The organism is Microcoleus sp. CAWBG58, assembly GCF_020883045.1.
In the GTDB taxonomy this organism is placed as follows: domain Bacteria; phylum Cyanobacteriota; class Cyanobacteriia; order Cyanobacteriales; family Microcoleaceae; genus Microcoleus.
The window spans coordinates 45095-69113 of sequence record NZ_JAHRFA010000026.1 but is presented as its reverse complement, the minus strand read 5'-3'; the positions used below and the strand labels follow the sequence as shown (position 1 = coordinate 69113).

Below are 24019 nucleotides of genomic sequence, written 5' to 3'. Positions count from 1 at the left end.
CTAGGAAGAGGATTTAATGGCGTGAACCAGTAACTTGGCAATTTCTGAGAGTTGCTTTTTGTTGAAGGTTTTGAGCAAAAGCTTGACTACCGCCTTCGGTTCGGCGGGAAGTGCTACTTCCTTCGACGCGGCTGCTGGGGCTGCGGTCGCGCTTACCTCTGCTGGTTTTGGGGCTGCTACCAAAAGTAGCAAATTTTTACTCGGAGCGATCGTCTTGACTTTCCCAGTTTGCACCAAATCTCCCGCATCCTTGAGCTCTTTGATAATCAGCGGAGCTAAGACTTTATAAGAGTTTTTGGGATTAACAATCGCCCCTCTAGCAGTTTTAACTAAATTTTGCCAAGGCTCAAATTTAGCTCCCAACTTATAGAGTCGAGCGCACACAGCCGCCAACTCCTGACGGCTAGCAGCAGATTCTTTCTGCTTGAACACCTGCAACATCTCTTTCAGTAAAACCATCACTTGAACAGCAAAATTCGCCGGCGCGGCGCCCGCTGTTGGAGCCGCAACGGGTGCACGAGTTCCAGCAGTAACAACCGCCACAACTTTGCCCGCCGCCAAGTTGTTGAGATGAGTTTCCAGTTGAGCAAAAACTGGCATCACCTGCTGGACGAGTTTTTCTCCCTCTTCATTCCTCAAGCCAAAAGGCCCTTCCAGTCGCGCCAGCAAGTCTTTAAGCGTATCAACTCCCTTTAAAAATAGAGATTCTGCCGTTTGGTCAACCTGCTTGACTGGCCCATCCTTGAGTACCTTAAAACAATCTTCCAAGCGGTGAGCGGTTGTTTTAATACTATCCAAGCTGAGCATAGCCGCCCCTCCTTTCACAGAGTGGGCGGCTCGAAACATCTCCTGGACCATTTCGGGGTCTTTCATTGTGGACTTCAAATCCACCAAACCATTTTCTAGAGTATCGAGGTGCTCCTTAGCCTCCTCTATAAACAAACGCATTATTCGATCTTGCTGATCTGACACGACAGTCCTCCTAACAATCTCAGCCCCCTCCAGAAAGCACCCTCTTCGCGGGAGGAAACGCGACTCCCGCCCAGAGTCGGAAGCTCCCATGCAAAATATTCTAGCCTGCCTCAGCTTGCAGGCTGACAATACTCTTGTCGGCGCGGTTTTAGCTCTCTTTCCTGGTGGGCTGGAGGTTGAGGCTAGAGTTCTGAGGGAGTGTCTGGAGCGATTTCAATGCCCATTCCTTGTTTGATCCTCTGCTGATCCGTAATCAAGTCGTTCAATTCCTTGACTTCGACGCCGATGTTTTGGCAAGCTTCTTTGAGTTCCCGCTCGAAGGTGTTGAGGTCGCTTCCGTAGCCGCAAAGCTCGGCGGCTGTGGTGATTCCTTGTTGGGCGTTGGCTTTGGCGCAGTCGATCAATTCAAGACCTTTGAGGGGTTGGGAGGATGCCATAATATCAAACCACTATTTATCTTTTGTCCCACTGTACCTAGAAAGTTGAGGTCGATCGATCTATCGAAAGGCATGAAAAATCCTGCCTGTAGTGCGTGTTGCCAATTCATAGCTATTTTTGGCGAATTGCCTGCCAAGATAGCAGTAGTTGGGATTTTCTAACCCTTACAGTGCCTAACTTACAGTAGATATTTGTGAAAAATGTTTCTCAATCTAAAATGCACTGGGTGTGGAGCCTCCGTCACCGCCTGTTTGTATCTGTTCTGTTTGCTATGGCAGTTGCTGTTTTCCTGCCGCCTGACTATATCCCCCTGACTCGGACGCTGTGCATTTGGAACGCGGGCGCTGTCAGTTTCCTGATTTTAACTTGGATGCTGATGCTGCAAGGCACTCCCGAATTGATGCGCCACCACGCTCAGCAGTTGGACGCCGGCCGCTTGACAATCTTAAGTACCATCCTCGCAGCCGCTTGTGCTAGCTTATTGGCGATCGTCTTCCTGCTGCGGGATACCAAAGGCCTGCCCCCAAATTTGCTATTGCTGCACTTGGGGCTTTCTGTGCTGACAATTGTTGGCTCTTGGATGCAGGTACACACTATCTTCACCATGCACTATGCCCGCAACTTTTACAAAAACCGCAGCAAGCAGCACGGCAGCTACTTGCAGGCGGGGGGTTTGGATTTTCCAGGCGACGAGGAACCAGATTACAAAGATTTTTTATATTTCTCCTTTGGGATTGGCATGACTTGCCAAGTTGCAGATGTGCAGATAACTTCTCGTTCGACTAGGTATCTCGTGCTTTTTCACAGCGTGCTATCGTTCTTTTTTAACACCGCGATTCTGGCTATGAGTGTCAATATTATTGCGGGATTGAGTTGACATTATTCTGTCCCAGTGGAAAGTTTCAGCCTAATAATAGTTCGACTGCTTAGGTTATATCGGGGCGGTCTATCCAAGTTATCTGTCCGAGTTGAGTATTTTAATAAAGTCCTGCTATCATTGGGATGGAGAACTAAGTATCATGGTTTAGGTGAGTTTTACAGTGAGTAAGAAGAAACGGAAGAAAGAGAAAACCTCTGCCCAAGCCAATAATAAAAACCAGTCTAAAGGTTTTGCCACTCGTCGCGTCGAAAAAGAATTTACTGGATTCACTTATGACAAGACGTCATCACAGTTTGAGGGAATGGTTGAAGACGCAAGAGTTGAATTAATTAAGAAATTAGGTGAAAACTTCTGTCAACAATTTGAGACCTCTTTTGAAACATTGCAAAAACAAATTTTTCAGGTTGAGCCTTGTTCTTTACTATCGCTTTTTGCATACTACGGTTTAACTACTTCACCCGGCATAAATCGTGAGTGGACTGAAAAAAATCCAATCCTTCAACATCATGTAGAATTTCTACAAGGTCTTCTTCTTCAGCATTCACAAAATTCATTTGATTTCCGACCAGCTCTACCACAAGACTTTGTTGAGTTTCGCCAACTGGTTCAGGATGTCACACGTGGATTTCAAATGAAGCCTTTATTGATAGCCGATCCATCTACAACTATAGAGCATCAGAAGTTTATCACAGTAGAAACGATCAGGACACATACTCAAGCTGTACGTAACTGGGGATATCCACAACAAGTTAAGCGGATTGTTTCGGATTTATTCTCAAGTCTGGATGATACGATTGAGCAAAAAATTGGAGTTCGAGTTGTTTGTTTAGTTGAAATGTGGTTCAAAATAGTCGAGGTTGTTGAAAGCAGAATCAATCAGCATTGGAATTTGGTTATGCCTGCAATCCGAGCCAAAAACATCGAAACAGCTATCAAAGAATATTATCAAGCTTTTCCCGATCTTACTTCATCTCCAGAAGACCTCTCAGCCTATGTTCAAAAGGAAGGTTTAACTCTTGACGGCTTAAGAGGTATTATTTTCAGTCAAAGTGATCTACGACTAAAACATATTTACACATTAACACTCGATACGTTTGTAGATGCTTACCCAAAAGCTGTTGCTCCAGAAGCATTAAAAAATGTGCTCGATGCCTGGTCGCTATCTTTCGGAGATTTATCAGACTGCAATCCAGAACATTTATTTCTTGGCAATCGTGTTTGGCAGAAACCTCTCATCAAGCTTGAGGTTGGAACTTATTTCTGCCCAGTCCTAACACTCTTCTTAAATTATTTCATAGATATTATGGAAGCTATTATTAAACCTCATGCTGAAATTTATAAAAAATATGAAGAGCGTAGGGGAAAATTTTTGGAGCAAGAGATTTATCAGCTTTTCCAGAAAGCTTTTCCATCTGCCAAGCTCTATCAAGGTAGCGAATGGTTCGACCCTACAACCAAGCAGACTTTTGAAAATGACCTTCTGGTTTTACTCGACTCCTATCTGCTAGTTGTGGAGGCTAAATCAGGTAGAGTGACTGAAGCAACAAGGCGTGGAGCATTTAAGAGCCTGAAGACGATAGTCAAAAAATTACTGGTGGAACCATCAATTCAATCCAAGAGATTTTCAGAATACCTAAAAAATAATTCTGGTTTGCATCAGTTTAAGAATCGCAAAGGCGAATTAAATGAAGTTGACTGTTCAAAAGTAGGTGAGGTGGTTCGCTTGAGTATCACTTTAGAATCATTGGGTACTCTTTTTTGTCGAACCACCGATTTGAAACAAGCGGGTTTAATTGCATCTGATCTTGAAATGTCTCCAACTATGTCTCTTGCTAATCTCGAAATTATCTTTGAAATTTTGGAGGGAAGTTGTGAGAAACTACACTACTTAGTGCGGCGAGCAGAATTTGAGAAAAATGCTGATTATAATGGCGATGAGATTGATTTGCTTGCGTTCTATCTTGATACAGGGTTTAACATTGGGAATGCTGAGTTTACTAAACAGGGTCTTTCCTTACTTGGTCTGTCCAACATTTTTGATCCATTTTTTATGAAGCAATTACCTAAAAGTGAAACTCCTAAACCGAAGCGTAAATTAACACGTTGGTGGAGAAGCATTATCCAGCATATTGAATCACGGCAGCCTGAGCGTTGGACTGAAGTGGGTTGTGTACTTCTCAATTTTACTCATGATGATCAAACAAAGTTTGAAGAAGGGTTCAAACGAATAAAAAAAATTGTCAATAAGTTTTGGGAACTACCCGAGCACAATAATACTTGTAGATTAATTAATAAAACAGTTCCAGAGCGCGGAGCAGTCGCTGGCTTCGCCTATAAGCGTATTGATAGAGAAAAAAGAAATCGAACAATGAAAAATGCTGTGGATGAAATTATGAGCATTTCTCCTGTCAGCCGAGTTGTGGTTATTGGGGTAGATGTTGAGCAAAATGATTATCCATACAGTGTAGTTGCCTGTCATCTCAGTGAAGATGAGAATGCTTTTTAGTAAATGGACAATTGACAAGGGAAAATATAGTTTGAAACCTCGAAACTTGAAAAGTGTAGACCCCATCTTCATGCCGTCAGTCTTGGGAAATCGGTACGTCGTGCAGCAAACAGTAAGCAAGCTTGAATATCTGCAAGCTCCAAGTCAGGGAAATCTTCTAAAATCTCAGTAACGCTGACGTTCTCAGCCAGCATTTCTAAGATGTCGGTGACTCGAATTCGCATTCCTCGAATGCAGGGACGACCACCACACTGACCGGGGGTTTGGGTAATGCGAGTTAACAAGCCAGTCGTTGAGTTCATCAGGGGTTGCCTGCAAGTTGCTTGGTTTGTCTCTATTTTACCGAGCAATCATGTCCAAACCTTATTTTTGCCTCAGTGCTGATTTTGCTTGCCAAGTCGAAGTCATTACGAGTATGATTTAACAAGAAGCAAAAAAGAGAGCCGCCATGAGGATCGAAGCCATACCCCTCAACCAGATTCGCCGTCCCCTGCCCCGAGTCAACGACCAAACTAAAGTAGCCGCCCTCATGGAATCCATCCGCGAGGTAGGTTTAAACGAACCCATCGACGTGCTAGAAGTAGATGGCCAGTATTACGGATTTTCTGGCTGCCACCGGTATGAAGCTTGCCAGCGTCTCGGTTTAGAAACTATCCCGTGCAAAATCCGCCGAGCTCCCCGTGCTGTGTTGCAGATGCACCTAGCCTGACCAATTCACGAGAAGCAAATATTCGATCGCCCAAAACTGTCAAAACTGCCAAAACTGTCAAAACAGTCTCAGAAATTCGATCGACAATCACTACCCACAACCTAAAAACCTATGACAACCAACAACCACAAACAACACCTTTACCCGACGCGCATCGATATGTCAGCCGCCACCCGCTCTCAAATAGTCGCGCTGCTCAACGCCACGCTAGCAACTACTCTGGACTTAAAAACTCAAGTCAAGCAAGCTCACTGGAACGTCAAAGGCATGGATTTCTACCAGTTGCACTTACTGTTTGACGAAATGGCGGGAGAACTGGAAGAATACGTCGATACGGTTGCCGAACGAGTCACTGCTTTGGGCGGTTTAGCTGTCGGAACAGCCCGCACAGCAGCCGCAGATTCGATCCTGCCAGAATTTCCTTTCGACATTCTAGATGGTAAGGAATACGTCACTGCTTTAGCCGATCGCTACGCACCCTACGCCCAACATCTACGAGTTGCGATCGATAAAGCATCAGAACTCGGCGACGCCGATACAGCCGACTTGTACACCGAAATCTCCCGGGCAATTGACAAGCGTTTGTGGTTCCTAGAAGCACATTTGCAAGGTTCTGCGACAACTGCAACAGCCGTCGCCCAGAAAGTTGCCGTCAAATAGCCACTTCTGTTGTGGGGTGGGCATCTTGCCCGCCACAGGCTCCATGCCTGTGCCACTTCTGTTGTGGGCAGTTGCTGCTCACCCGCCCCAAAGATGTATTTCCTTAAGGCTCGTGACAGTTTACGATCGAGAATATGTCCATTTATTGATTTGGATGAATTTTCGTGGCAGCTAATATTCCAGATTATGCTCCTCAACTGCAACGGCTGATGCAACAGGCCGGGATTTCGAGCGATCGAGAACTCAGCCAAAAAGCAGGAGTTCCCGAAATTCAGGTCATCCGCCTGCGTCGCGGCTTAGCTTTGAAAACCCGAGCCGACATCCTGCTCAAAATCAGTCAAGCTTTGCAAATTTCCTTAACTGAACTGCTCGCAACCTTGGCGCCAGACTTTGTAGAGTTAGAAAAAGCACCACCCACAGCCCTAGAAAAGGCACCACCCACAGCCTTAGAACAAGAATATCAGCGCCTCCAAGTTGCGATCGCACAGCAGCGAGAATCTTTGATGCAGGAATTCCAGCTTGCTAGCGTGCAAATTTTGGAATCTTGGATGTTGCAATGGCCGACTGCTGCGAGCAAAGCTCAGGAAAATCATAATTTGCGGGCCCAGAAACTGCTGCCGTTGCTGCGTCCCGTCGAGCAGTTATTGCAGCATTGGGGCATAGAGGCGATCGCCCCTGTCGGAGCAGAGATTCCCTACAACCCGCAACAGCACCAGCTCATCGAAGGAACAGCCCAGGCCGGAGAACCCGTCAAAGTCCGCTACACAGGCTATACACAAGGCGATAAACTCCTCTACCGTGCCAAAGTTAGCTTAGTTTGATGCCATTCTGCATTCAGCAGAACAAAAATTTTCCCCATCTCACAATTCGCTCGCGGTGGTACAGCGCTGCGAGTCCCATCAGCGTTCCCATCCGCAAAGAGCGCCATCTCTTGCACTCAACAATATTCTCCCGTTCTCTGATTTTCCCTTTCTCTTATTTGGATCGGAGTCCATCTCGCAGCTATACTTAGCCTAGTCTGGCTAGCAATTCTGACATTCCCATCGCAAAATATGAGTCCTGTAGTTAAAATTATTCAGCCCTCTGGCATTTTAGACGGCACCAAAGCAAGTCAATTCCGCCAAGAGATTAGCGACCTAGTGGAAGCGGGAGCCGATGTGGTATTGATAGACTTCCAAGATGTGACTTTTATGGATAGTTCTGGTTTGGGCGCTTTAGTATTGGCGCTCAAAACAGTCCGGGCCGCTGGGAGTCAATTAGTCGTCTGTTCTATCAACGAGCAAATCCGCATTTTATTTGAACTCACCAGCATGGATCGAGTTTTCGAGATCTTTCCTACCCGGGATGCTTTTAATAGCAAAATTCTCTCCACTAACTAACTCTTGTCAAGAACTCACCGTCAACCCGTTCCGGGTATGACGGGAGCTTATAAGAAGCTCTAACTTGACCAGACTCAGTTCGGAAGAACTACGTTATTGGGTTCATGAAACCTACAGATACGTGCCAGTTTGTAGCTCTTTCGTACAGCTTTAAACAGGTGTAATGAGTTAAGCCAGTGAGCTGTACCTAACAAGACTGAATAACATTGTCGAGGCAAACTTAACCAGTAATGAGAGGCTCAAAGTAATGCGAGTTTTTGTACTAGATCGAAACCTAAAACCTCTCGACCCCTGCCATCAAGCGCGGGCGAGAGAACTGTTAAACAAAGGGAGGGCTCAAGTATTTAAACGTTGCCCTTTCACCATCGTGCTACCAGACAGAACCCTTGAAGAATCAACAACTCACCCGCACCGCATCAAAATAGACCCCGGCAGCAAAACGACTGGTTTTGCTGTCGTTCAAGAGCCAACAGGGCGCGTTACAAATGCTCTTGAAATAACTCACAGAGGGCAGCAGATTAAAGACTCCATCGAGTCTCGCAGGTCTTTAAGAAGGGGTCGCCGCAACCGCAAAACTCGTTACCGCAAACCTCGTTGCTTAAACCGAACCCGCAAACATGGCTGGCTGCCACCGTCTCTTGAAAGTCGAATTGCTAACATTGAAACCTGGGTGAAGCGCATCAGAAAAATCTGCCCAATTACCGCAATTTCCCAAGAGCTAGTTTGATTTGACCTACAACAAATGCAAAACCCCGAAATTAGTGGGATCGAGTACCAACGGGGTGAGCTATTTGGGTTTGAGGTTAAAGAGTATTTGCTCCAAAAGTGGAACAGGAAATGTGCTTACTGTGGCGTTGAGAATGTCCCATTTGAAATTGAGCATATCCTGGCTCGAAGTAAAGGAGGCTCTAACAGAGTCAGTAACCTTTGTCTTAGCTGTCATTCCTGTAACCAAGCCAAGGGCAACAAATCTATCGAAGAGTTCCTGAAGAAAAAACCATTACTTCTCAAGCGGGTTTTAGCTCAAGCTTCATCACCACTTAAAGATGCGGCTGCTGTTAATACTACTCGTTGGGAACTTTATAGAAGGCTTCAATCTACAGACTTGCCTGTAGAAATAGGTTCTGGTGGTCGGACAAAGTTTAATCGTCAAACCAGAGGGATTGAGAAGCAGCACTGGACAGATGCCACTTGTGTAGGGGATTCTACTCCAGAATAGCTATTAGTTCGGGGAATCAAGCCTCTCAAGGTAACTGCAAAAGGACACGGAACTAGACAGAGATGCCGACCCGATAAATACGGTTTTCCTGCACGTCATGCACCAAAAGCTAAATTTTATATGGGGTTTACCACTGGGGACATTGTTAAAGCCGATATTCCCTCTGGTAAATATGCAGGAAAATACACGGGACGAATTGCTATCAGGTTTAGACCAAGTTTTATGTTGCTGTTGCCTGACAGACGATTTGATGTTCATCCCAAGTATTTGACGACCGTTCACTCTTCTGATGGCTATGAGTACAATTTTTCAACATAATGTTGCTTCGCTTTTATTTCCTAGTAGCAATTCCCCACCCGTTAACCCTACGGGTATAACGGGCGACCCCTTGCCAAATTGAGTTGGCTGCTGCCTTCTTGCCATTTGGTTGCAAATGCGATCCAAGATGTCAGCTAGCCAAAGTTGATCTTCAGCAAAGACCAATCATCATCAAAAACTGCTTTAGCGTTCAACTTTTGAATGTAGTTCAAAACGAGTTCTAACTGGTCGGCAGTTGCACCGTTGTAAGATGCTAGCAAGTCGATGAAAGGGTCTAGCCCCCAGATATTGCCGTCAGGTTGGTGAATCTCGTATACCCCGTCGCTAAAGATGTAGAGAGTGCTTAAATCCTCGACATCGCAGCAATTATCGACATAGGGGGCGTCGGGGAACATCCCAACTGGCATTCCGGGGGTTTTTAATTGCTTGATTTTAGCAGTGCTCGCAGGGGACTGGGAAATCAACACGGCCGGGGGATGGCCGGCGCTGGCGTAAGTTAGCTGGCGAGTAATGCGGTTGTAAACGCCGTACCAGATGGTGAAATATTTGTCATTTTGGTAGCTCATCTGGAAGGTGGTATTGAGGGCCCGCAAAACATCGCTCGGTTTGTAGTAGTCAATGTTGGGCAGTGCACGCGATCGCAGCAAATTCAGCACCGCCACAGAAGGCAGTGCCGCCCGCAAACCGTGACCGGCTACGTCGAGCAAGTAAATCGCCAAATAATCGGCATCCAGCCAGTTGTAGTCGAAGCAATCTCCGCCTAACTGCCGGGACGGAATGAATTTTGCCTCGATGCTGACAGGTTCCGTCATCGGATCGGGTAGCAGCGATTGCACGTACTCCGCTGCTTCGGCTAACTCTGCTTCCAGGCTTTGCTTGGCAATTTTCAAATCTCGGCTGAGTTGGTGCAGCCGCAATCCTGCGCGTACTCTCGCCTGCAATTCGTTGAGTTCGATCGGCTTGGAGATAAAATCGTCGGCACCGGCGTCAAGCCCTTTGACTCGATCGGCGATCGAACCCAAAGAAGTCAACAAAAAGAATTGTGTAGTTGACAGTTCCGGATCTGCCTTAACTCGACGGCAAACATCAATGCCCGTCAAACGCGGCATGATCCAATCGCAAATTATCAGCGCCGGACGCAATTTTTGCGCCTGGGCCACGCCGTCTTCGCCATTGCTTGCTACTGTCACTTCGTAACCCTGTTTTTTCAGGGTTCTTCTCAGCAGTTCTTGAACAGCCGTATCATCGTCAATAACCAGAATTTGAAACATGGCACTCGGGTACTACAAGTCTTTCAAAGGTCTGGGGGTCATTTAAAATGTATCCTGTGAGGGCGATTGTCTGAGATTGAGTATAGTCTAATAACATCGCTTTTCAGGTAAATGCTTTTGCCGGCCAGCCATCGAGTTCAATTTACCTTTAAATTTGATGCAAATTTTGGTTGGGTCGAACTTCACCCAGTTTATACTCAGAACATAAATTTTGATGGACTTTTTTGGGCAGCAGGCGCGAATTGACATCGGGGCGCGACTTCTGGTATCGTAAACAGCTAATTACTCGATTTGACATTTATTTTTTTAGCAGTACAAGCCAGTACAGTCGAACTCCCATTCAATTTTGCTTGGTTTTACACGGTCAGCAGCCGATCGAGCAAGTGGAAAATGACGCTGCGGTTGAATAACTGGGATGGGTGATGTTGGCGCTAGCAGTTGCCCGCATTTTGGCAAAAAAAGTTAACAACGTAAAGTACAGGCAGTATAATATTTGCCTCTATTTTAAGGAACGATCATTATTAGTGGCAGAGCGTGATTGAATTAAAAGGTTCCCAAAAGTTGCAAGTCCTAAAGAAAGCGGATCTTCAAGTCAATACTGGCCAGAGTGCTTTAGAGCCAGTTTTGTCCTGGTTTGCAAAATTGTACGAGCAGCGAATTCCTACAAGTGTGTGGATACGCTGTCAGTTGGCTTTGGCTGAGGGCTTTACAAATGCGGTGCGTCACGCCCACGAGGGCAAACGGCCGGATTTGCCGGTGGAGATTAACGTGGTGGTGTCTGCTGAATCTGTAGAGATTCAAATTTGGGATTCGGGCCCTCCCTTTGATTTAGAGCAAAAAATTCAAGATATGTCGAAAACGATCGATCCTGAAGCTTCGGGCGGGCGGGGCCTCAAGTTGATGAAAGACATCGCAGACAGTCTCAGTTATACGAGAACGGCTGAGGGTCGTAACTGTCTGTCGATCGTCAAAAACTATACTCCTATCCCCGAGACGGACGACGAAGATGATATTTTGCAGTTGCCGGACGAACTTTTGGGTTGATCGGCTCATCGGCTTTTAAACGCGCGACAGAGGGTTTAGCCACAGCAGAATTGTCCGTTTTAATTGATTTAATTCTCGATATACTTCTTGTTTGACCCATTGGCCAAGAGCGTCGAAGGGTGTAAAAATTTGACCGACAGGCCAGCTAACATCTTGACCTAAGGGCGTTTGATGGTTGCCTGTCAGTGTCTGGACTGTAATCATGTCGGGAAATCTCTGTTTTAGCAGACCTGTTAAAAGCAGAGTTTGGTCGATGTTGTCGCCGTTAAATTTGACTAAAAGATTGCGCCGGATTTGATAGCTATCTTGCACGAGGCGGTTGGTGTCTTCCGGGGAAGGGGTAAACTCTACGTTAAAAACGGGGGAAATTTGCTCGACGATCGGGATTGCTTCGGATGCTGCATAATTGTTGAAAGAGATCAGAATATTGCCGGCTCTTTCTATGTCAAACACCGAGCCGATCAGCAAGTGCAGTTTGCATCCCATGCTGTGCCCCATGCCGTAGACAGGCAGATAGGAAGATTTGAGCAATTTCTTGGCGCGCAACCTATCGAGGGCATTTTCAAACTTGTTGAGGACATCCCGGGCGATCGCAATATGATCCAAAGTATTGACAAAAGGCGTTGCTACTACTACATATCCTTGATTCCCCAAAGCCTCTAACAGCCACCGATAGGTCAGTTGCGGTGCTGTCGCGACAAATGCGCCGCCGAGAAAATGTACGATCGCGATCGGTTTTGAGTTTGAGGGAATTAATACCCAGTTGCCAGAAATTTCTTGCCAGTCCATAAATTTAGTTTAGGTAAAAAGGTAGAAAATATAATTTTTGTTACTTTTTTGCTTTTACTTTCTGCATGACAAATAGGTTTCCTAGCCATTTTTTAATTCAAAAAACTTGGCTTTTTACTTACATATTATTTATTTTAATTGTTTTGGCAGCAAATAGCACGGCGGGCACAGGCTGCTATTTCCGGCTCGCTCGGGTTGAGGCTGGCGGCTGAATATAACACTATAGGCGATGGTTAACGCTTTGTTGCGATCGCCCGACGCCAGAGCGATCGAGCGTATCTATTTTTCAGAGGCTTTTATCTCCAAGACGGTTCAGATCGAACCGTCTTGGATTAAAACCTGCATACAAATACAAGAGCCTTTAGGAAAAACCGCTGACTTCCGACGATCGCTGGGGATTAAATTCTGCTGCATGACGGGTGCTTTCTGTCGTTTGACGGCTCAACTTCTCGTGAGATTTCATCCATTTCCACTTGTTCAGAGTAGCTTGAGGATTGAGGGCTGTCGTAGCGATGCCATAAATCAGAGTCAGTACAATCTCCCGATTCAACCAACTTTGTCCCACCTTTCTCATGTAGTGCAGTGCCAAAACTTCTCGAAATTTGTTGAGCCTTGGCAAAAGGGGCAAATTGTTAAAGCACAACTGTTCGTACTCGTTGAGCGATAACTCTTTTTCTCCCCGCAAGCGCCGCAGTTGGTTTTCCTTGACACATTCAGAAGCTATGCGCTTTTTCAGCCAGTGCTTGTCTGTGAGAGAGTTTCCTCTAATTCGATAATTTCCCAAAGGTGCTGTCGCGGCTAGCAAGCCGTGCTTTTGAGCAATTTTGGTAAATAACTCTGTATCTTCTCCTACCTCCCAATCTTCTGCAAAGCCACCTTCTTTGAGCAAAATGAAGCGATCGACTACCACAGAAGACGGGAAAACCCAAGGACTTTCGCCTGTCTGCTTAATCGCCTGCATTTCTGCTTTAGTTGTAGGATAGGTAGGAACGTAACTCAACTTGTTGCCATGCTTGTCTAAATACCGCAAAGCGTGAGCAACTGCTTTGACTTCGGGATTGTCTGCGAGCATCTTCAAACAAACTTCTAGCTTGTTGGGTTCCCAGGTATCGTCACTGTCTAGAAACGCTACATACTTGCCGGTTGCCCGCTTGATCATTAAATTTCTTGACTTGGAAACCCCATAATTGTGGGGATTTCTATAGAACTTAATTCTCGAATCTTGCTTGGCTAGCCTAGCACCAACTTTGCTAGTATCGTCCGTCGAGCAGTCATCAACAATTAAAATTTCTAGATGCTTGTGGCTGCCATTAACTACGGAGGCAACGGCCTCGGCCAGGGTTTCGGCTGCATTGAATGCAGGAATGATTACACTGACTTTTGGGCTGTTCATAACTTAAATTAGTTTTGGTTTAGTAGTTGTTCGCTGAAGTATAGTCTTCGCCACATATGACCCCTGAAATTAGAATACGAAGAAAGTAAGGATTTTCCGCTGAAACTGAAAATTGCTGGCTGTCAAACGCACTGACTGGGATCTCGTGCGATGAAAGCTCGATCGCATTTGAGCTGTTAAGTTGTAAAGCATAATGTCCAGATCGCTTTGATGATTCCAGCTTCCACCCCCTGACGTGTATGCCAGCAAGGGCAAAAATAGGATGCTGTTTCCGAGCGTTCGTCTATCTACATAGAATCAACAGTGCTTTACGCAAAAGATTATACAGCTTTATTAAGTTTTATTACAGGAAATTAAGCAAATTAACTTCCTATATCAAACTCCTTGCCTTGGTGGGTAAAAACAGCTTCAAAAAACCTATCTATTTTTACTTAAACATACTCATCTTTGAAGAGATTGACTTGCATTGACATGGTGTAATAGAATGTAATTACGCTCGATCGATGCGGGTTGTTAAGGCTTAAATGGTGTGAAAACCATAAAACACCTGACACAAATCGATCGTTAATTACAACTTAATAGCTGATACCTCAAGGTCGCAAACTTTAACTGGGGAAAAGTGGTCAGGGCTGATGAGCGAGCGCAAGCGGAGTCATTAGCAAGCAGCAATGCGCTTCTTTTTATCTTGAGGAAGTTACCCCGCAGACTTGGACTTGCAGTAATTCTGTTCGGCATGAGTAGATTTAGGTAGGTTTTTAGAAGCGGTAGGGAATAGTGGGAAAATTTGGGTTTTAGTCGTGTTTTCCGCTACTTACTTGCTTGGGCTCTTGATTAATACAGTTGTACTGCGCTTATTTACCTATAGCCAATATAACAGGCTGGAAGCCTGAGTGGGATCAGCCTAGCGGGGGGAAAACCCTCAATATGGGTATCGCAGCCGATTTGACAGCTAATTTTTTTGGCGAATTCCCCTCTGTTCAATCCTTTGAGGGCTTTTGTCAGGGCGATCGCATTTTAGAGGGCCTATGCAAAGAACCAATTTTTATTATTAACAAATCGACTGGTACATAATCTCTGCACCAGTCGATTTGTCAATAAACAGGCGGGAATTACCTACTGTAGAAGTCGAATCTCTAGCTGAGTCCAGTTAACTGTTCACCTACTGCGAGAAAGTGGCAGAGTTCGGTAGGCTATATGTAGCAGGCCAATAGCTATAGCCTTTATCAAAAGGATGAGGTATAACTGACAGCTTATATAACTGCTTAAACGTATAGGGTTCTCTTGGCAACAACGTCCGCGAATCTTTATGAGAACCGCTATAATTAGTGAAATTCGACGTTGCTTAATCAGGGCATGAAAAAAATAAGTTTAAAATCCAAAAGCTTTGTGGATAATGGTTTCTATGACAAAACTATTTAGCTTTTCATACCGTAAATCAGCAATAAAAAAAAACCAGCCTATTATGTAGATAGGACATTGAGCCTTGAAAATAGCCATATTTTCGATCGGAATGTTTATTAAAAAAATAATTAATGTAGCTCTGCTAGCATCTTTACCGCTCATCTGCAACACTTTTGGCTATTAGTGTTTTTGATAATCCTTAATATTTCTGATAATTTAAATTAGAACATAGTGCAATACGGTTTACTTAAGATAGTCCGAAGAGAGGAACCAAGCAATCTCCATATCTATTTTTCATAGGGTTTGACCCCCCAGGGCGGTATACCAGTAAACGGTATTGGAATATAGTGTGTTTAACAATTACCCTACTGAACATATTTGAATTTGGGTAAACTTGTGGGTGTTAATGATTCTGATCTGAAGTGAAATTAAATCTATGTCTTTAGGATGATGTTATTTAATTTTCACTGTAATATTCACCGACAAAGCGGGGGGAAATGTTGTCAAAGTCAAGGGGAAAAGTGCGTATTTATACTTGTTTCATAACAGTAATACTGTTAGGTGGGTGCCACCAGCAGCTACAGCCAAACTTGCAGCAGCAGCGCAGCAAACAGGTAATGGCAGTTTCGGCTCACCCCCTGGCGAGCGCTGCGGGGCACAGCTTGTTGCAACAGGGAGGCAATGCGGTGGATGCGGCGGCTGCTACGGCTTTGGCGATTTCGGTGGTGGAGCCTTTTTCGGCGGGTATGGGCGGCGGAGGTTTTTTGCTGCTGCGGCGGGCGGAAACGGGAACTGTGCAAGCGCTGGATTTCCGGGAACGATCGCCCAAACGAGCAACGCGCGATATGTATTTGGACAAGCAAGGCAAGGTGCGGGCAAGGGCAAGTCTGGACGGGCATTTGGCGGCGGGCATTCCGGGTACTGTGGCTGGGCTTTATACCGTGCACCGCGAGTACGGTAAGTTACCTTGGGCGGCGGTGGTGGCTCCGGCGATCGCCCTTGCGGAAAACGGTTTTCCTGTAAGTTCCCGCTTCACAAAGGCTACTCTGCAACGAAAGGATGCGATTAACAAGAATCCGGCAGCTCGGGAGATTTTTACACGCGGTGACTTTTTATACCAACCGGGGGAGGTTTTGGTACAGCGAGATTTGGCGCGGACATTGCGACAAATTGCACAAAATCCCCAAAGTTTTTATCGGGGAGATATTGCGCGGGCGATCGCCACCGACATGGCTAAAAATGGTGGCATTATCACTCTCGAAGACCTGAAAAACTATACGCCGATTTGGCGAAATCCGGTTTGTGGCAAGTTTCGCACTTACGAAATTTGCGGGATGTCGCCTCCTTCTTCCGGTGGCGTTCATTTGTTGCAAATCCTCAATATTCTAGGCGATACCGATCTCAAAACTTTGGGGAGAAAAAGCCCGGATTCACTACATTTGCTGGCGGAATCGATGAGGATTGCCTACGCTGACAGGGCCGAATATTTGGGCGATCCAGATTTTGTCAGCGTACCTGTCAAAGCTCTGACTAGCAGGAATTATGGGAAATTTCGCCGATCGCAAATCGAAATTTCCAAAGCCAAACCTTCGAGCGAAGTAAAAGCTGTTGATGCTAAAACTTTGAGCCGCTTTGCCTACGAGTCGCCGGAAACTACGCACCTGACGGTAGTTGACAAAGAGCGCAATGTTGTTAGTTTGACGTTTACGGTAAATGGCGGTTTTGGGGCTGGGGTTGTGGCGGCGGGTACGGGAATTTTGCTCAACAATGAGATGGATGATTTTGCTGCTGCGCCGGGAGTGCCAAATTTGTTTGGTTTGGTGGGCGGTGAGGCAAATGCGATCGCCCCCGGGAAGACTCCTTTATCCAGCATGACACCGGTTATCGTGACGGAAAATGGCAAATTTCGCCTTGCTGCGGGGGCTCCTGGAGGCAGCACGATTATTACCACAGTTTTGCAAATTGTCCTCAACGTGTTGGTTTACGACATGAATGTGGGCGAAGCTGTGTCTGCGCCTCGGGTGCACCATCAGTGGCAGCCCGATCGCCTGATGGTGGAAAGCAGAGGTTTTGAGGCTGCGACGCTTGACGAGTTGCGGAGGCGGGGACACCAGATTGTCGAACGATCCGGCTGGGGAAACGCGAATGCGATCGTCTTGACTGATGACGGTTGGTTGGAAGGGGCTGCCGATCCGCGCGGGGAAGGAGAAGCAAGGGGGTTTTAGCGATCGGTCATTAGTCAAGAAGTCATCAGTCATTTGTCATCAGTCATTAGTTTTGATATCAGGTGAGGTCGATCGACCCCACTTGATATCAATTGCGGATTTACCCAAAAACCCCGGTTGTTCAGCAAAATCTTTGGTCAAGGGCGATCGTAAACCTCATAAAAACCAGGTTTCTTTAGTATCCTGTGCCTACTTCCTCAAATTATTAGTCTGTGTACGTATATTTTGGTATTAGTATTTTATCCTGAAGTTTATTGATTGAATAATTGCTAAGAAATACCCAAAATATTAACCATCCAAGCCGTAAAATTACGTATATGTAAAGTCATTGTAAAGGCACTAGACATTGATGCTTATCTAATGTAAAAATAAATTTAGACATTAAACAATCTTAGTCTTTTAAACAAAAATATATGATAAGTTATCACAAAATTGCTGCCTTAACAGCTACCTTGACTGCTGCTCTGAGCTTTTTGGCATCACCAGTAATGGCATTTTCGGTAGGAGCAACTAATAACACTGAGACCTTGAAAAATAATTTGTTAGGAAATAACATAGCGGGATTGAGTGATTTCTCTGTTTTAATTACCGGAAATCAGGCTGCTTTTGGTACTTTTATTAATGACCCTTTTGGTTTGCAGTCAGGCGTTGTTCTCAGCACTGGCAAAGTCACCGATATACCGGGCCAGAATCGGAAAGATAACCTAATGACCAACGGCAGCGATCTAAACACCGACTTTGGAGTAAAGGGCGAAGCTGGGGATTTAACTCAGCTAGACCTCAGTTTTTTTGCTGACGACACTGCTGAAAAATTGTTTTTTGAATATGTATTTGGTTCAGAGGAGTTTCCTGAGTTCGGCGGTTCTGAATACAATGACGATTTTGAACTGTTGCTGAATGGTCGTAACTTAGCAAAATTGAGCGACGGCAAAACAGTTACAATTAATAATCTCGTTCCAGAACCAAATAATCGCTCTACAGATCACTCCGACTATATTAACAACCCAAGTTTGACAGGTATTGCTGCTAACATCATTAAGCTAGACGGTTTTACTAAAGTTTTAGGGTTTGAGGGTTTGCTCAAGCAAAATCAGACAAATGTTCTCAGCATCCGCATGAAAGATGTGGGCGACGGTAATTTTGATTCGGCTGTATTTATTAAAGGCGGTTCTGTGGGAACGATAAAAGCTGATACAATTCCCGAATCGGTAGCTGTATTGATTAAAGACAGTTCTGTGGAGAGGGTAGAAGCTGAGCCAGTTCCAGAACCGATGACGGTCGGAGGTTTGATGGCGGGAGGTGCTATGCTGGCTGCTGGACGAAAGTTGCGCCGCCGGAAATAATCAATCACCGAAGCGTTCAATCAAAAAAAAATCAAGCTCGTTAAGTATAGCTTTTCTCAAAAAGATGAGGTATGACTGACAGCTTATATAACCACTTAAACCAAGAAGGGCTCTCTTCCCAACAACGTCCGCGAATCTTTATGAGAACCGCTATATGTAAAATTATTAGTTTGCAAACCCAATCAATTTTCCAAGTTTTGACATAATAATTGTGAGAAAAGCCTCCCCCAAAAGCCTAAAAAGGTGAAAAGTCAGATCCAACTTGCTGTACATTTCTTGGGGTAGATTTTGGGAGTGGAAAATTCGCAGCCGGCTATAGATATTCTTAATTCAGCGTGGCAACCACTAACCCCAATCAAAACAGTTACAATTGAGCGAGAATTCCCAGCAGGTAATTACCTCAAGCGTGTGAAAATCCAAGGATTGGACAATGACATGGAAGTATTCTAGGTAGTACACTGAAGGAAAGGATGCAGTAAGCTACTCTTAGAGAAAATTGTTTGCTATAGCAATCGTAAATGAGTCATAGATTTTTTACCCCACCCCAACCCTCCCCGAACTCGCGGGGAGGGAGCAAGAAGAAGTTCACAAATGATTTACGATCGCTATAGCCTTTCTCAAAAAGATGAGGTATGACTGGCAGGTTGTATAACCGCTGAAACCAAGAGGGATCTCTTCCCAACAACGTCCGCGAATCTTTGTGAGAACCGCTATATATTGGTTATATGACAGTAGAAATTCTTCAATTTTAGATTCGAGACTCAAGTTCAAGCTCCCAAATTTAATGCTGCAAGTAAATCTAAAATATAAAATACAAAATCGACTGACATATACAGTACAGGAAAAAAACAATGGCTAGAATTAGATTGATGCACGCTAAGCTACATGGAGTGCGCGTAACCGATGCAAATGTTAATTATGTAGGCAGTGTCACCATTGACAATGAATTGATCGATAAGGTGGGAATTCTGCCTTTACAGGAGGTGGAAATTTGGAATGTTAGCAATGGGAACCGCTTGTCAACCTATGTGTTGCCAGGAGAGCCGGGAAGTGGTATCATTTGTCTCAACGGTGCAGCATCTCATTTGTGCGATCCTGGAGATTTTGTGATTATTGCTGCCTATGAAGAATGCGATCGCGCTGAGGTATATCGCATCGGACACGAGGCGCGAGTAGTAATTGCCGATGAACACAATCGTTGTAAAAAGTTTTTCTATCAGACTTTAGTTCCCTGCGAGGGGAAACTCCTGTTTCAATCTGAAACAACCGAATTACCACCAACAATGAATTCCTAACATTTGATCGCAAAAAAAATTAGGACTTACGCATGGGAATCCAGAAGCCGGGTTTGTTACCGATATTCAAGACTCCCAGCGAATATTTGTGTGAAAAAACGCAGTTTATTCCATCGCAGGGATTCAACAGTTGGAGTTAACAGTTGTAGGGGCAGTGCCCCCGTGCCTGCCCTCTTAGTTGACAGTTTGATAGCGAACTCTACCCTTAAGTCCGAGGATTGGAGTAATGAATAGTCTGATGTTAATTTCTCCCTCAAAGACTTGGGGTTTTCAACCAATTCTTTCTGGTAAGTCCCGAAGAGGATTTTTGGCATCAGCTATGAAATTCCTGGTGTACGTAGTGTAAAAACGAGGCTACACAGCTTAAAAAATAGGAGGTTTATTGCTTTCTCAAATTTATCCAGAAACTAGCAACGAAAGTGCAAGAATTTTGAGCATCTATAATCCTATAACTTGCACTCTTAGTAGAGCCAAGAAATCTGGAACCCCCGATCTGGTAAACTTTCTAGTTTTATTCAGCAATCCCTAATTAAGATTTGTGACGATCGATGAGTTTTAGCTGTCCTCAAGATTGACAGTGCGGGCGATCGAAGTTATTCTTTCCGTGAAGCGTTTCCAAAGGGAATCGCTCTTTCCTCTGTTTTAGTTCGACAGCCGACTACATTAAGTAACAGTTTATGACAATGAAGATTGCAATTATCCCAGATGGTTGGAGCACCCCAAAAGGTTGGATAGGCGGTTTTGCCGATTCAAATCCCAAGTTTGCCTATCCAACTCCAGACCTTAGTTCGTTGCCAATGTTGGATAACATGGCCAACATTGAGAGAATCAAACGTCAGCAGCGTGTACATTGGCCAGAGTTCAGTTGGGAAACCGTTAAAGGAAAACCGGATTCCAGATGTTTTCAGGAGTTTGCCCCCAACATTTCCAGCATCGGTTACGACGATGCTGGGAGAATATGGTCGATTATATGTCCCCAGCAAGGTGCTTGTATTGATGGCATGTTTTGTCTGAATTTAGAAGTTACCGTTACCGGACAGAGGGGTTGGGTTGACGAGAAAAATCGGGAGTTAGGAATAGCGGCTGATATGACCGTCGAAGGTAAGATTTGGTTTAGTCCAGATTCGCAGAAAAATTGGTTTGTTAAAAAAGCATGGGACATGTTTGAAAAAAAATCTCTTCCCTTTCCCTCATCCAAAGCCCACGCGATTCAGGTCTCTACACATAAGGCCGGCAACCCCGATCAAGCTACCTTTTCAATTCTGGCTGGTGAAAGTAGCCGATTTAAGGCTCCTGGCTTCGCTAGACACTCAGGCATGGCATGGTCTGTTGCGCATATAGATGTGGAAATCGGCGATATCGTCCCGACAAATCATCCCACTGTCGATAACTTTAATCGGGGCATCGTGGATCTTTTCAACATTATTTCTGGCAACATGCTGCAAGCTGGCAACATACTGACTTGGAATCTCTGGTTCCATCCTCCTGAACTAGTCGACACGGAAGAGTGGAAAACCCACGCAGAGAGGTGGCGACAAAGCATTGATGTGGAGCACGGACATGAGTCAGAGCCAGCCAAACACGCCGATGGCAATCTTTTTAAACCTAGTAAAAACTTATTGCAGTTATTGCAGGAGATTCATGACCTTGAGCAAATTATAGAATCACTCATTTGGTCTGACTGATTCACGAATCTACTGGGTCGATCCTCTTGCGATAAATATACGAGGATCGACCTTTTTCGACTTCAAAGCCTTCAGAAGATAACCTTAATCGAAAGAATGAATCCCATATCAATGGGAAAAAGGATAGGTACGGACTAAGCCACCGCGATATCCTACTGTCAAGAAACGAGTTTCAAGGGCGCAAAAAGTATTCAAGATTTGTTGTTTAATCTCCTCTATGCGTGAGTTGTTGAACAATAATTTGCCTTCTGTTGAAAGGCAGCCACTTTTAGATCCGATCGTTTTAAGGCTATACTGACTAAATTGTTTAACTGTGTACGGTACCGTCGGGCAAGATTGTACCTGTTAATCTAGCTCCTGTGAGTTTTACCATAACCCGATCGCCATAACCGATTTTAGCACCCGTCAAATCTGCACCGCTCAAGTCTGCACCGCTCAAATCCGCTCCAATTAAGTTGGTTTCTCTCAAGTTGGCATTAATCAAACAAGCTCCCAATAGGTTAGCCCTGAACAAGTTAGCTTTCTGCAAATTCGCCGCTGTGAGGTTGATGTTGTGCAGAAAAGTATCGCTTAAGTCAGCTTCACTCAGGTTGGCATTGCTCAAGTTTCTCCCAGAAAAATCCTTTTCTTTTAAAGAAGCTCCTTTGAAGTTGGAACCGCTCAAATCGGGAGCTTGCGGCGCAGCTTGGCGGTAAGACTGAGATGGCTGCGGTTGCTGCGATTGGTAGCGCGACGCATCTGAATAAGGCCCGGTGGGATTTGCAGCATAATTTCCACCATAATTTCCCGCATAATTTCCCGCATAATTTCCTGAAGAGGGCTCGGGAGAGTAGCGCGGTTCTTTTGGAGTTGTTGGTGGTGGCTGGGTGTTTCTGTACTGAGTGTTTTGTTGCTGGGTATTTTGTTGCTGGGTATTTTGTTGTTGGGTGTTTCTATACTGAGTGTTTTGTTGCTGGGTGTTTTGTTGTTGGGTGTTTCTATATTGAGTGTTTTGTTGCTGAGTGTTTTGATACTGAGTATTTTGATACTGAGTATTTCTGTACTGGGTGTTTTGTTGCTGGGTGTTTTGTTGCTGGGTGTGTTTGTGCTGGGTGTTTTGTTGCTGGGTGTTTTGTTGCTGGGTGTTTTGTTGCTGGGTGTGTTTGTGCTGAGTATTTTTGTGCTGAGTGTTCTGATTTTGACCTCTTGGCTGAATCGATCGCAACTGTTCGCGAGCTTGATTAATTTCCTTAATCTTTTCTTCAGCTTTTTGGAGCAATCTAGGATTATCTTTAGGGATGCGATCGGGGTGCCAAATGAACGCTAAATCCTTGTAGGCTTGAGTAATTTCTTCTCGGGAAGCTCCCGGTAATAGTCCCAGCACTCTATAGTATTGGTCGAGGTCGTTCATGATACCACCTTTCGCTTTAAGAAATTAGGAATTAAAAATTAAGATCGGAGCAAAAGCTGCTGTAAAAGCTTGCTTCCCCGATCGTACATTGGATGAACAATAACTCAGCTATGCCGCTGCTGGCAAAAAGTCTCGGATTCGCTGCAAATATGTTGTGGCATCCTCCAGCATTGGAAAGTGAGCTGTATTTGGGATTATAACAAATTCTACTTTTTTGCTGAGGGAGGCTGCTTGCTCTCCCATGGCGGCGGGGATAATTCGATCGAATTCTCCAGCTACCAGCAGTGTCGGCACGCTCAACCGTGCAAATTCCTGGGGCATTTCCTCGGCTGCTCTTTTGCTGACTGCTGTTACCATTGTACCGATCGCAGCTTCCTCGTCTGCCATTAAGAAATCCTTGAGAAATGCTAAACTGACGGCTGTTGGTAAGGAACGGCGCAAAAACCGAGCCATAAAGATGCGATCGACAAACGGGATAGAAGCCAGCCAAGACGGGCGAAATTTGACCACATAGCCGCCGAATTTGTGAAAAGTTGTAAAGGCTTTCTCATCGTATTCAAAAATGCCGCTGCAAGTGAGAATGGCTTTTTCTACTTTTTCGGGGTAAAGGTTGAGAAATAAAGTAGCAACGGATGCACCTGTAGAGTGAGCATTCAGAAAGACTCGGCTTAAATTGAGGGTTTGTAATAATTCGGCTAAGTCGTGGGCGTAGGTTTCGAGCTCGTAACTGGACTCAGGAGGTGATGGCGGTAAGGGCGATCGACCAAAACCTCTCATATCATACAGCAAACAATCAAAGTCATTGGCGATCGCCCGTGCAGTGCTTTCCCAGTAGCGGGCTGAGCCAGCCCAGCCGTGGAGAAATACCATAACTGGTTTGCCGCTGGGTTGGGCGCTATTGCCTGCTGTTATCCACTCGTAATAATGTTCTACACCGCGAACTGAAATGAAAGCCATGATATCAATTTTGGATTTTAGATTTTAGATTTTAGATTGTAACTCACGATCGCTAACTAAATACTCATCTCACAAAAATGTCGGTTAATCGCGGGCGATCGCGTCTGGTTCCCAGAAATCGTATAATGTCAGTATGGAAAGATTC

At 45.0% G+C, this 24019-nt stretch carries 20 protein-coding genes and 2 pseudogenes; 14 read left to right on the top strand and 8 right to left on the bottom strand.

What is annotated here, in order from left to right:
• Both QZ918_RS14020 and QZ918_RS14015 read right to left on the bottom strand, forming a co-directional pair.
• Nucleotides 1-972, bottom strand: coding sequence for an Hpt domain-containing protein (locus QZ918_RS14020; RefSeq protein ID WP_293336007.1), 972 nt, complete (start codon nt 970-972; stop codon nt 1-3).
• Between the two features lie 182 nt (nt 973-1154).
• Nucleotides 1155-1409 carry a hypothetical protein gene (locus QZ918_RS14015; protein ID WP_293157697.1) on the bottom strand — a complete coding sequence of 85 codons (255 nt, stop codon included), beginning with the start codon at nt 1407-1409 and terminating at the stop codon, nt 1155-1157.
• 194 nt (nt 1410-1603) lie between these two features.
• Here QZ918_RS14015 and QZ918_RS14010 point away from each other — a divergent pair, with 194 nt between their 5' ends.
• Nucleotides 1604-2287, top strand: coding sequence for a DUF1345 domain-containing protein (locus tag QZ918_RS14010; RefSeq protein ID WP_293336006.1), 684 nt, complete (start codon nt 1604-1606; stop codon nt 2285-2287).
• A gap of 163 nt (nt 2288-2450) precedes the next feature.
• Complete coding sequence (locus QZ918_RS14005) at nt 2451-4796, top strand: hypothetical protein (protein ID WP_293336005.1); 2346 nt, start codon at nt 2451-2453, stop codon at nt 4794-4796.
• Nucleotides 4797-4864: 68 nt separating this feature from the next.
• Here QZ918_RS14005 and QZ918_RS14000 read toward each other — a convergent pair whose 3' ends face one another.
• Nucleotides 4865-5098: a DUF433 domain-containing protein gene (locus QZ918_RS14000; RefSeq protein WP_006632006.1), complete on the bottom strand. Its 234-nt coding sequence runs from the start codon at nt 5096-5098 to the stop codon at nt 4865-4867.
• A gap of 140 nt (nt 5099-5238) precedes the next feature.
• Between QZ918_RS14000 and QZ918_RS13995 the strand changes: the two are divergent.
• The 6 genes and pseudogenes from QZ918_RS13995 to iscB all read left to right on the top strand — a co-directional run.
• Nucleotides 5239-5505, top strand: a pseudogene (locus QZ918_RS13995) (sulfiredoxin); the annotation flags it as partial.
• A gap of 111 nt (nt 5506-5616) precedes the next feature.
• On the top strand, nt 5617-6165 hold the full coding sequence (gene dps / locus QZ918_RS13990) for a DNA starvation/stationary phase protection protein Dps (protein ID WP_293148357.1): 549 nt from the start codon (nt 5617-5619) through the stop codon (nt 6163-6165).
• Between the two features lie 43 nt (nt 6166-6208).
• On the top strand, nt 6209-6340 hold the full coding sequence (locus tag QZ918_RS13985) for a hypothetical protein (RefSeq protein ID WP_293148355.1): 132 nt from the start codon (nt 6209-6211) through the stop codon (nt 6338-6340).
• Nucleotides 6330-6986 (top strand): helix-turn-helix domain-containing protein, encoded by a 657-nt coding sequence (locus QZ918_RS13980; protein WP_293336004.1) that lies wholly within the window; start codon nt 6330-6332, stop codon nt 6984-6986. Before QZ918_RS13985 ends, QZ918_RS13980 begins: the two co-directional genes overlap by 11 nt.
• Before the next feature lie 231 nt (nt 6987-7217).
• The gene (locus QZ918_RS13975; protein WP_293148351.1) at nt 7218-7544 is read left to right on the top strand and encodes an STAS domain-containing protein; all 327 of its coding nucleotides are present in this window, start codon (nt 7218-7220) and stop codon (nt 7542-7544) included.
• A 247-nt stretch (nt 7545-7791) separates the two neighbouring features.
• Nucleotides 7792-9081: pseudogene (iscB, locus tag QZ918_RS13970) on the top strand (RNA-guided endonuclease IscB).
• A 134-nt stretch (nt 9082-9215) separates the two neighbouring features.
• Here iscB and QZ918_RS13965 read toward each other — a convergent pair.
• Nucleotides 9216-10352 carry a PP2C family protein-serine/threonine phosphatase gene (locus QZ918_RS13965; protein WP_293148344.1) on the bottom strand — a complete coding sequence of 379 codons (1137 nt, stop codon included), beginning with the start codon at nt 10350-10352 and terminating at the stop codon, nt 9216-9218.
• Nucleotides 10353-10643: 291 nt separating this feature from the next.
• On the opposite strand from QZ918_RS13965, the gene QZ918_RS13960 reads away from it, so the two are divergent.
• Together QZ918_RS13960 and QZ918_RS13955 are read left to right on the top strand one after the other, a co-directional pair.
• The gene (locus QZ918_RS13960) at nt 10644-10775 is read left to right on the top strand and encodes a hypothetical protein (RefSeq protein WP_293336003.1); all 132 of its coding nucleotides are present in this window, start codon (nt 10644-10646) and stop codon (nt 10773-10775) included.
• 111 nt (nt 10776-10886) lie between these two features.
• Nucleotides 10887-11396, top strand: a complete 510-nt coding sequence (locus tag QZ918_RS13955) for an ATP-binding protein (RefSeq protein WP_293148340.1) — start codon at nt 10887-10889, stop codon at nt 11394-11396.
• A 15-nt stretch (nt 11397-11411) separates the two neighbouring features.
• Here the strand turns inward: QZ918_RS13955 and QZ918_RS13950 are convergent, their stop codons facing one another.
• Both QZ918_RS13950 and QZ918_RS13945 read right to left on the bottom strand, forming a co-directional pair.
• Nucleotides 11412-12185 carry a DUF1350 family protein gene (locus QZ918_RS13950; RefSeq protein WP_293336002.1) on the bottom strand — a complete coding sequence of 258 codons (774 nt, stop codon included), beginning with the start codon at nt 12183-12185 and terminating at the stop codon, nt 11412-11414.
• Nucleotides 12186-12546: 361 nt separating this feature from the next.
• Entirely contained in the window at nt 12547-13578 is a 1032-nt protein-coding gene (locus tag QZ918_RS13945; RefSeq protein WP_293336000.1) for a glycosyltransferase, read from the bottom strand.
• 1898 nt (nt 13579-15476) lie between these two features.
• Here QZ918_RS13945 and ggt point away from each other — a divergent pair.
• From ggt to QZ918_RS13925, 4 genes are all read left to right on the top strand, one after another.
• Nucleotides 15477-17204, top strand: a complete 1728-nt coding sequence (gene ggt / locus QZ918_RS13940) for a gamma-glutamyltransferase (protein ID WP_293335998.1) — start codon at nt 15477-15479, stop codon at nt 17202-17204.
• A gap of 413 nt (nt 17205-17617) precedes the next feature.
• Nucleotides 17618-18547 (top strand): choice-of-anchor L family PEP-CTERM protein, encoded by a 930-nt coding sequence (locus tag QZ918_RS13935; RefSeq protein ID WP_293335996.1) that lies wholly within the window; start codon nt 17618-17620, stop codon nt 18545-18547.
• Between the two features lie 851 nt (nt 18548-19398).
• On the top strand, nt 19399-19842 hold the full coding sequence (panD, locus tag QZ918_RS13930; RefSeq protein WP_293335994.1) for an aspartate 1-decarboxylase: 444 nt from the start codon (nt 19399-19401) through the stop codon (nt 19840-19842).
• Between the two features lie 677 nt (nt 19843-20519).
• The gene (locus QZ918_RS13925; protein ID WP_293335992.1) at nt 20520-21527 is read left to right on the top strand and encodes a hypothetical protein; all 1008 of its coding nucleotides are present in this window, start codon (nt 20520-20522) and stop codon (nt 21525-21527) included.
• Between the two features lie 307 nt (nt 21528-21834).
• On the opposite strand, the gene QZ918_RS13920 is transcribed toward QZ918_RS13925, so the two are convergent.
• Together QZ918_RS13920 and QZ918_RS13915 are read right to left on the bottom strand one after the other, a co-directional pair.
• Nucleotides 21835-22917 (bottom strand): pentapeptide repeat-containing protein, encoded by a 1083-nt coding sequence (locus QZ918_RS13920; protein ID WP_293335990.1) that lies wholly within the window; start codon nt 22915-22917, stop codon nt 21835-21837.
• Nucleotides 22918-23025: 108 nt separating this feature from the next.
• Nucleotides 23026-23874, bottom strand: coding sequence for an alpha/beta fold hydrolase (locus QZ918_RS13915; protein ID WP_293335988.1), 849 nt, complete (start codon nt 23872-23874; stop codon nt 23026-23028).
• Nucleotides 23875-24019: the final 145 nt, after the last annotated feature.

Coding starts and splice junctions, on each gene's coding strand:
- QZ918_RS14015 (WP_293157697.1), bottom strand. CDS start 1,409: ATGGCATCCTCCCAACCCCTCAAAGGTCTTGAATTGATCGACTGCGCC.
- QZ918_RS14000 (WP_006632006.1), bottom strand. CDS start 5,098: ATGAACTCAACGACTGGCTTGTTAACTCGCATTACCCAAACCCCCGGT.
- dps (WP_293148357.1), top strand. CDS start 5,617: ATGACAACCAACAACCACAAACAACACCTTTACCCGACGCGCATCGAT.
- QZ918_RS13985 (WP_293148355.1), top strand. CDS start 6,209: ATGCCTGTGCCACTTCTGTTGTGGGCAGTTGCTGCTCACCCGCCCCAA.
- QZ918_RS13975 (WP_293148351.1), top strand. CDS start 7,218: ATGAGTCCTGTAGTTAAAATTATTCAGCCCTCTGGCATTTTAGACGGC.
- QZ918_RS13965 (WP_293148344.1), bottom strand. CDS start 10,352: ATGTTTCAAATTCTGGTTATTGACGATGATACGGCTGTTCAAGAACTG.
- QZ918_RS13950 (WP_293336002.1), bottom strand. CDS start 12,185: ATGGACTGGCAAGAAATTTCTGGCAACTGGGTATTAATTCCCTCAAAC.
- QZ918_RS13945 (WP_293336000.1), bottom strand. CDS start 13,578: ATGAACAGCCCAAAAGTCAGTGTAATCATTCCTGCATTCAATGCAGCC.
- ggt (WP_293335998.1), top strand. CDS start 15,477: ATGTTGTCAAAGTCAAGGGGAAAAGTGCGTATTTATACTTGTTTCATA.
- QZ918_RS13935 (WP_293335996.1), top strand. CDS start 17,618: ATGATAAGTTATCACAAAATTGCTGCCTTAACAGCTACCTTGACTGCT.
- panD (WP_293335994.1), top strand. CDS start 19,399: ATGGCTAGAATTAGATTGATGCACGCTAAGCTACATGGAGTGCGCGTA.
- QZ918_RS13925 (WP_293335992.1), top strand. CDS start 20,520: ATGACAATGAAGATTGCAATTATCCCAGATGGTTGGAGCACCCCAAAA.
- QZ918_RS13920 (WP_293335990.1), bottom strand. CDS start 22,917: ATGAACGACCTCGACCAATACTATAGAGTGCTGGGACTATTACCGGGA.
- QZ918_RS13915 (WP_293335988.1), bottom strand. CDS start 23,874: ATGGCTTTCATTTCAGTTCGCGGTGTAGAACATTATTACGAGTGGATA.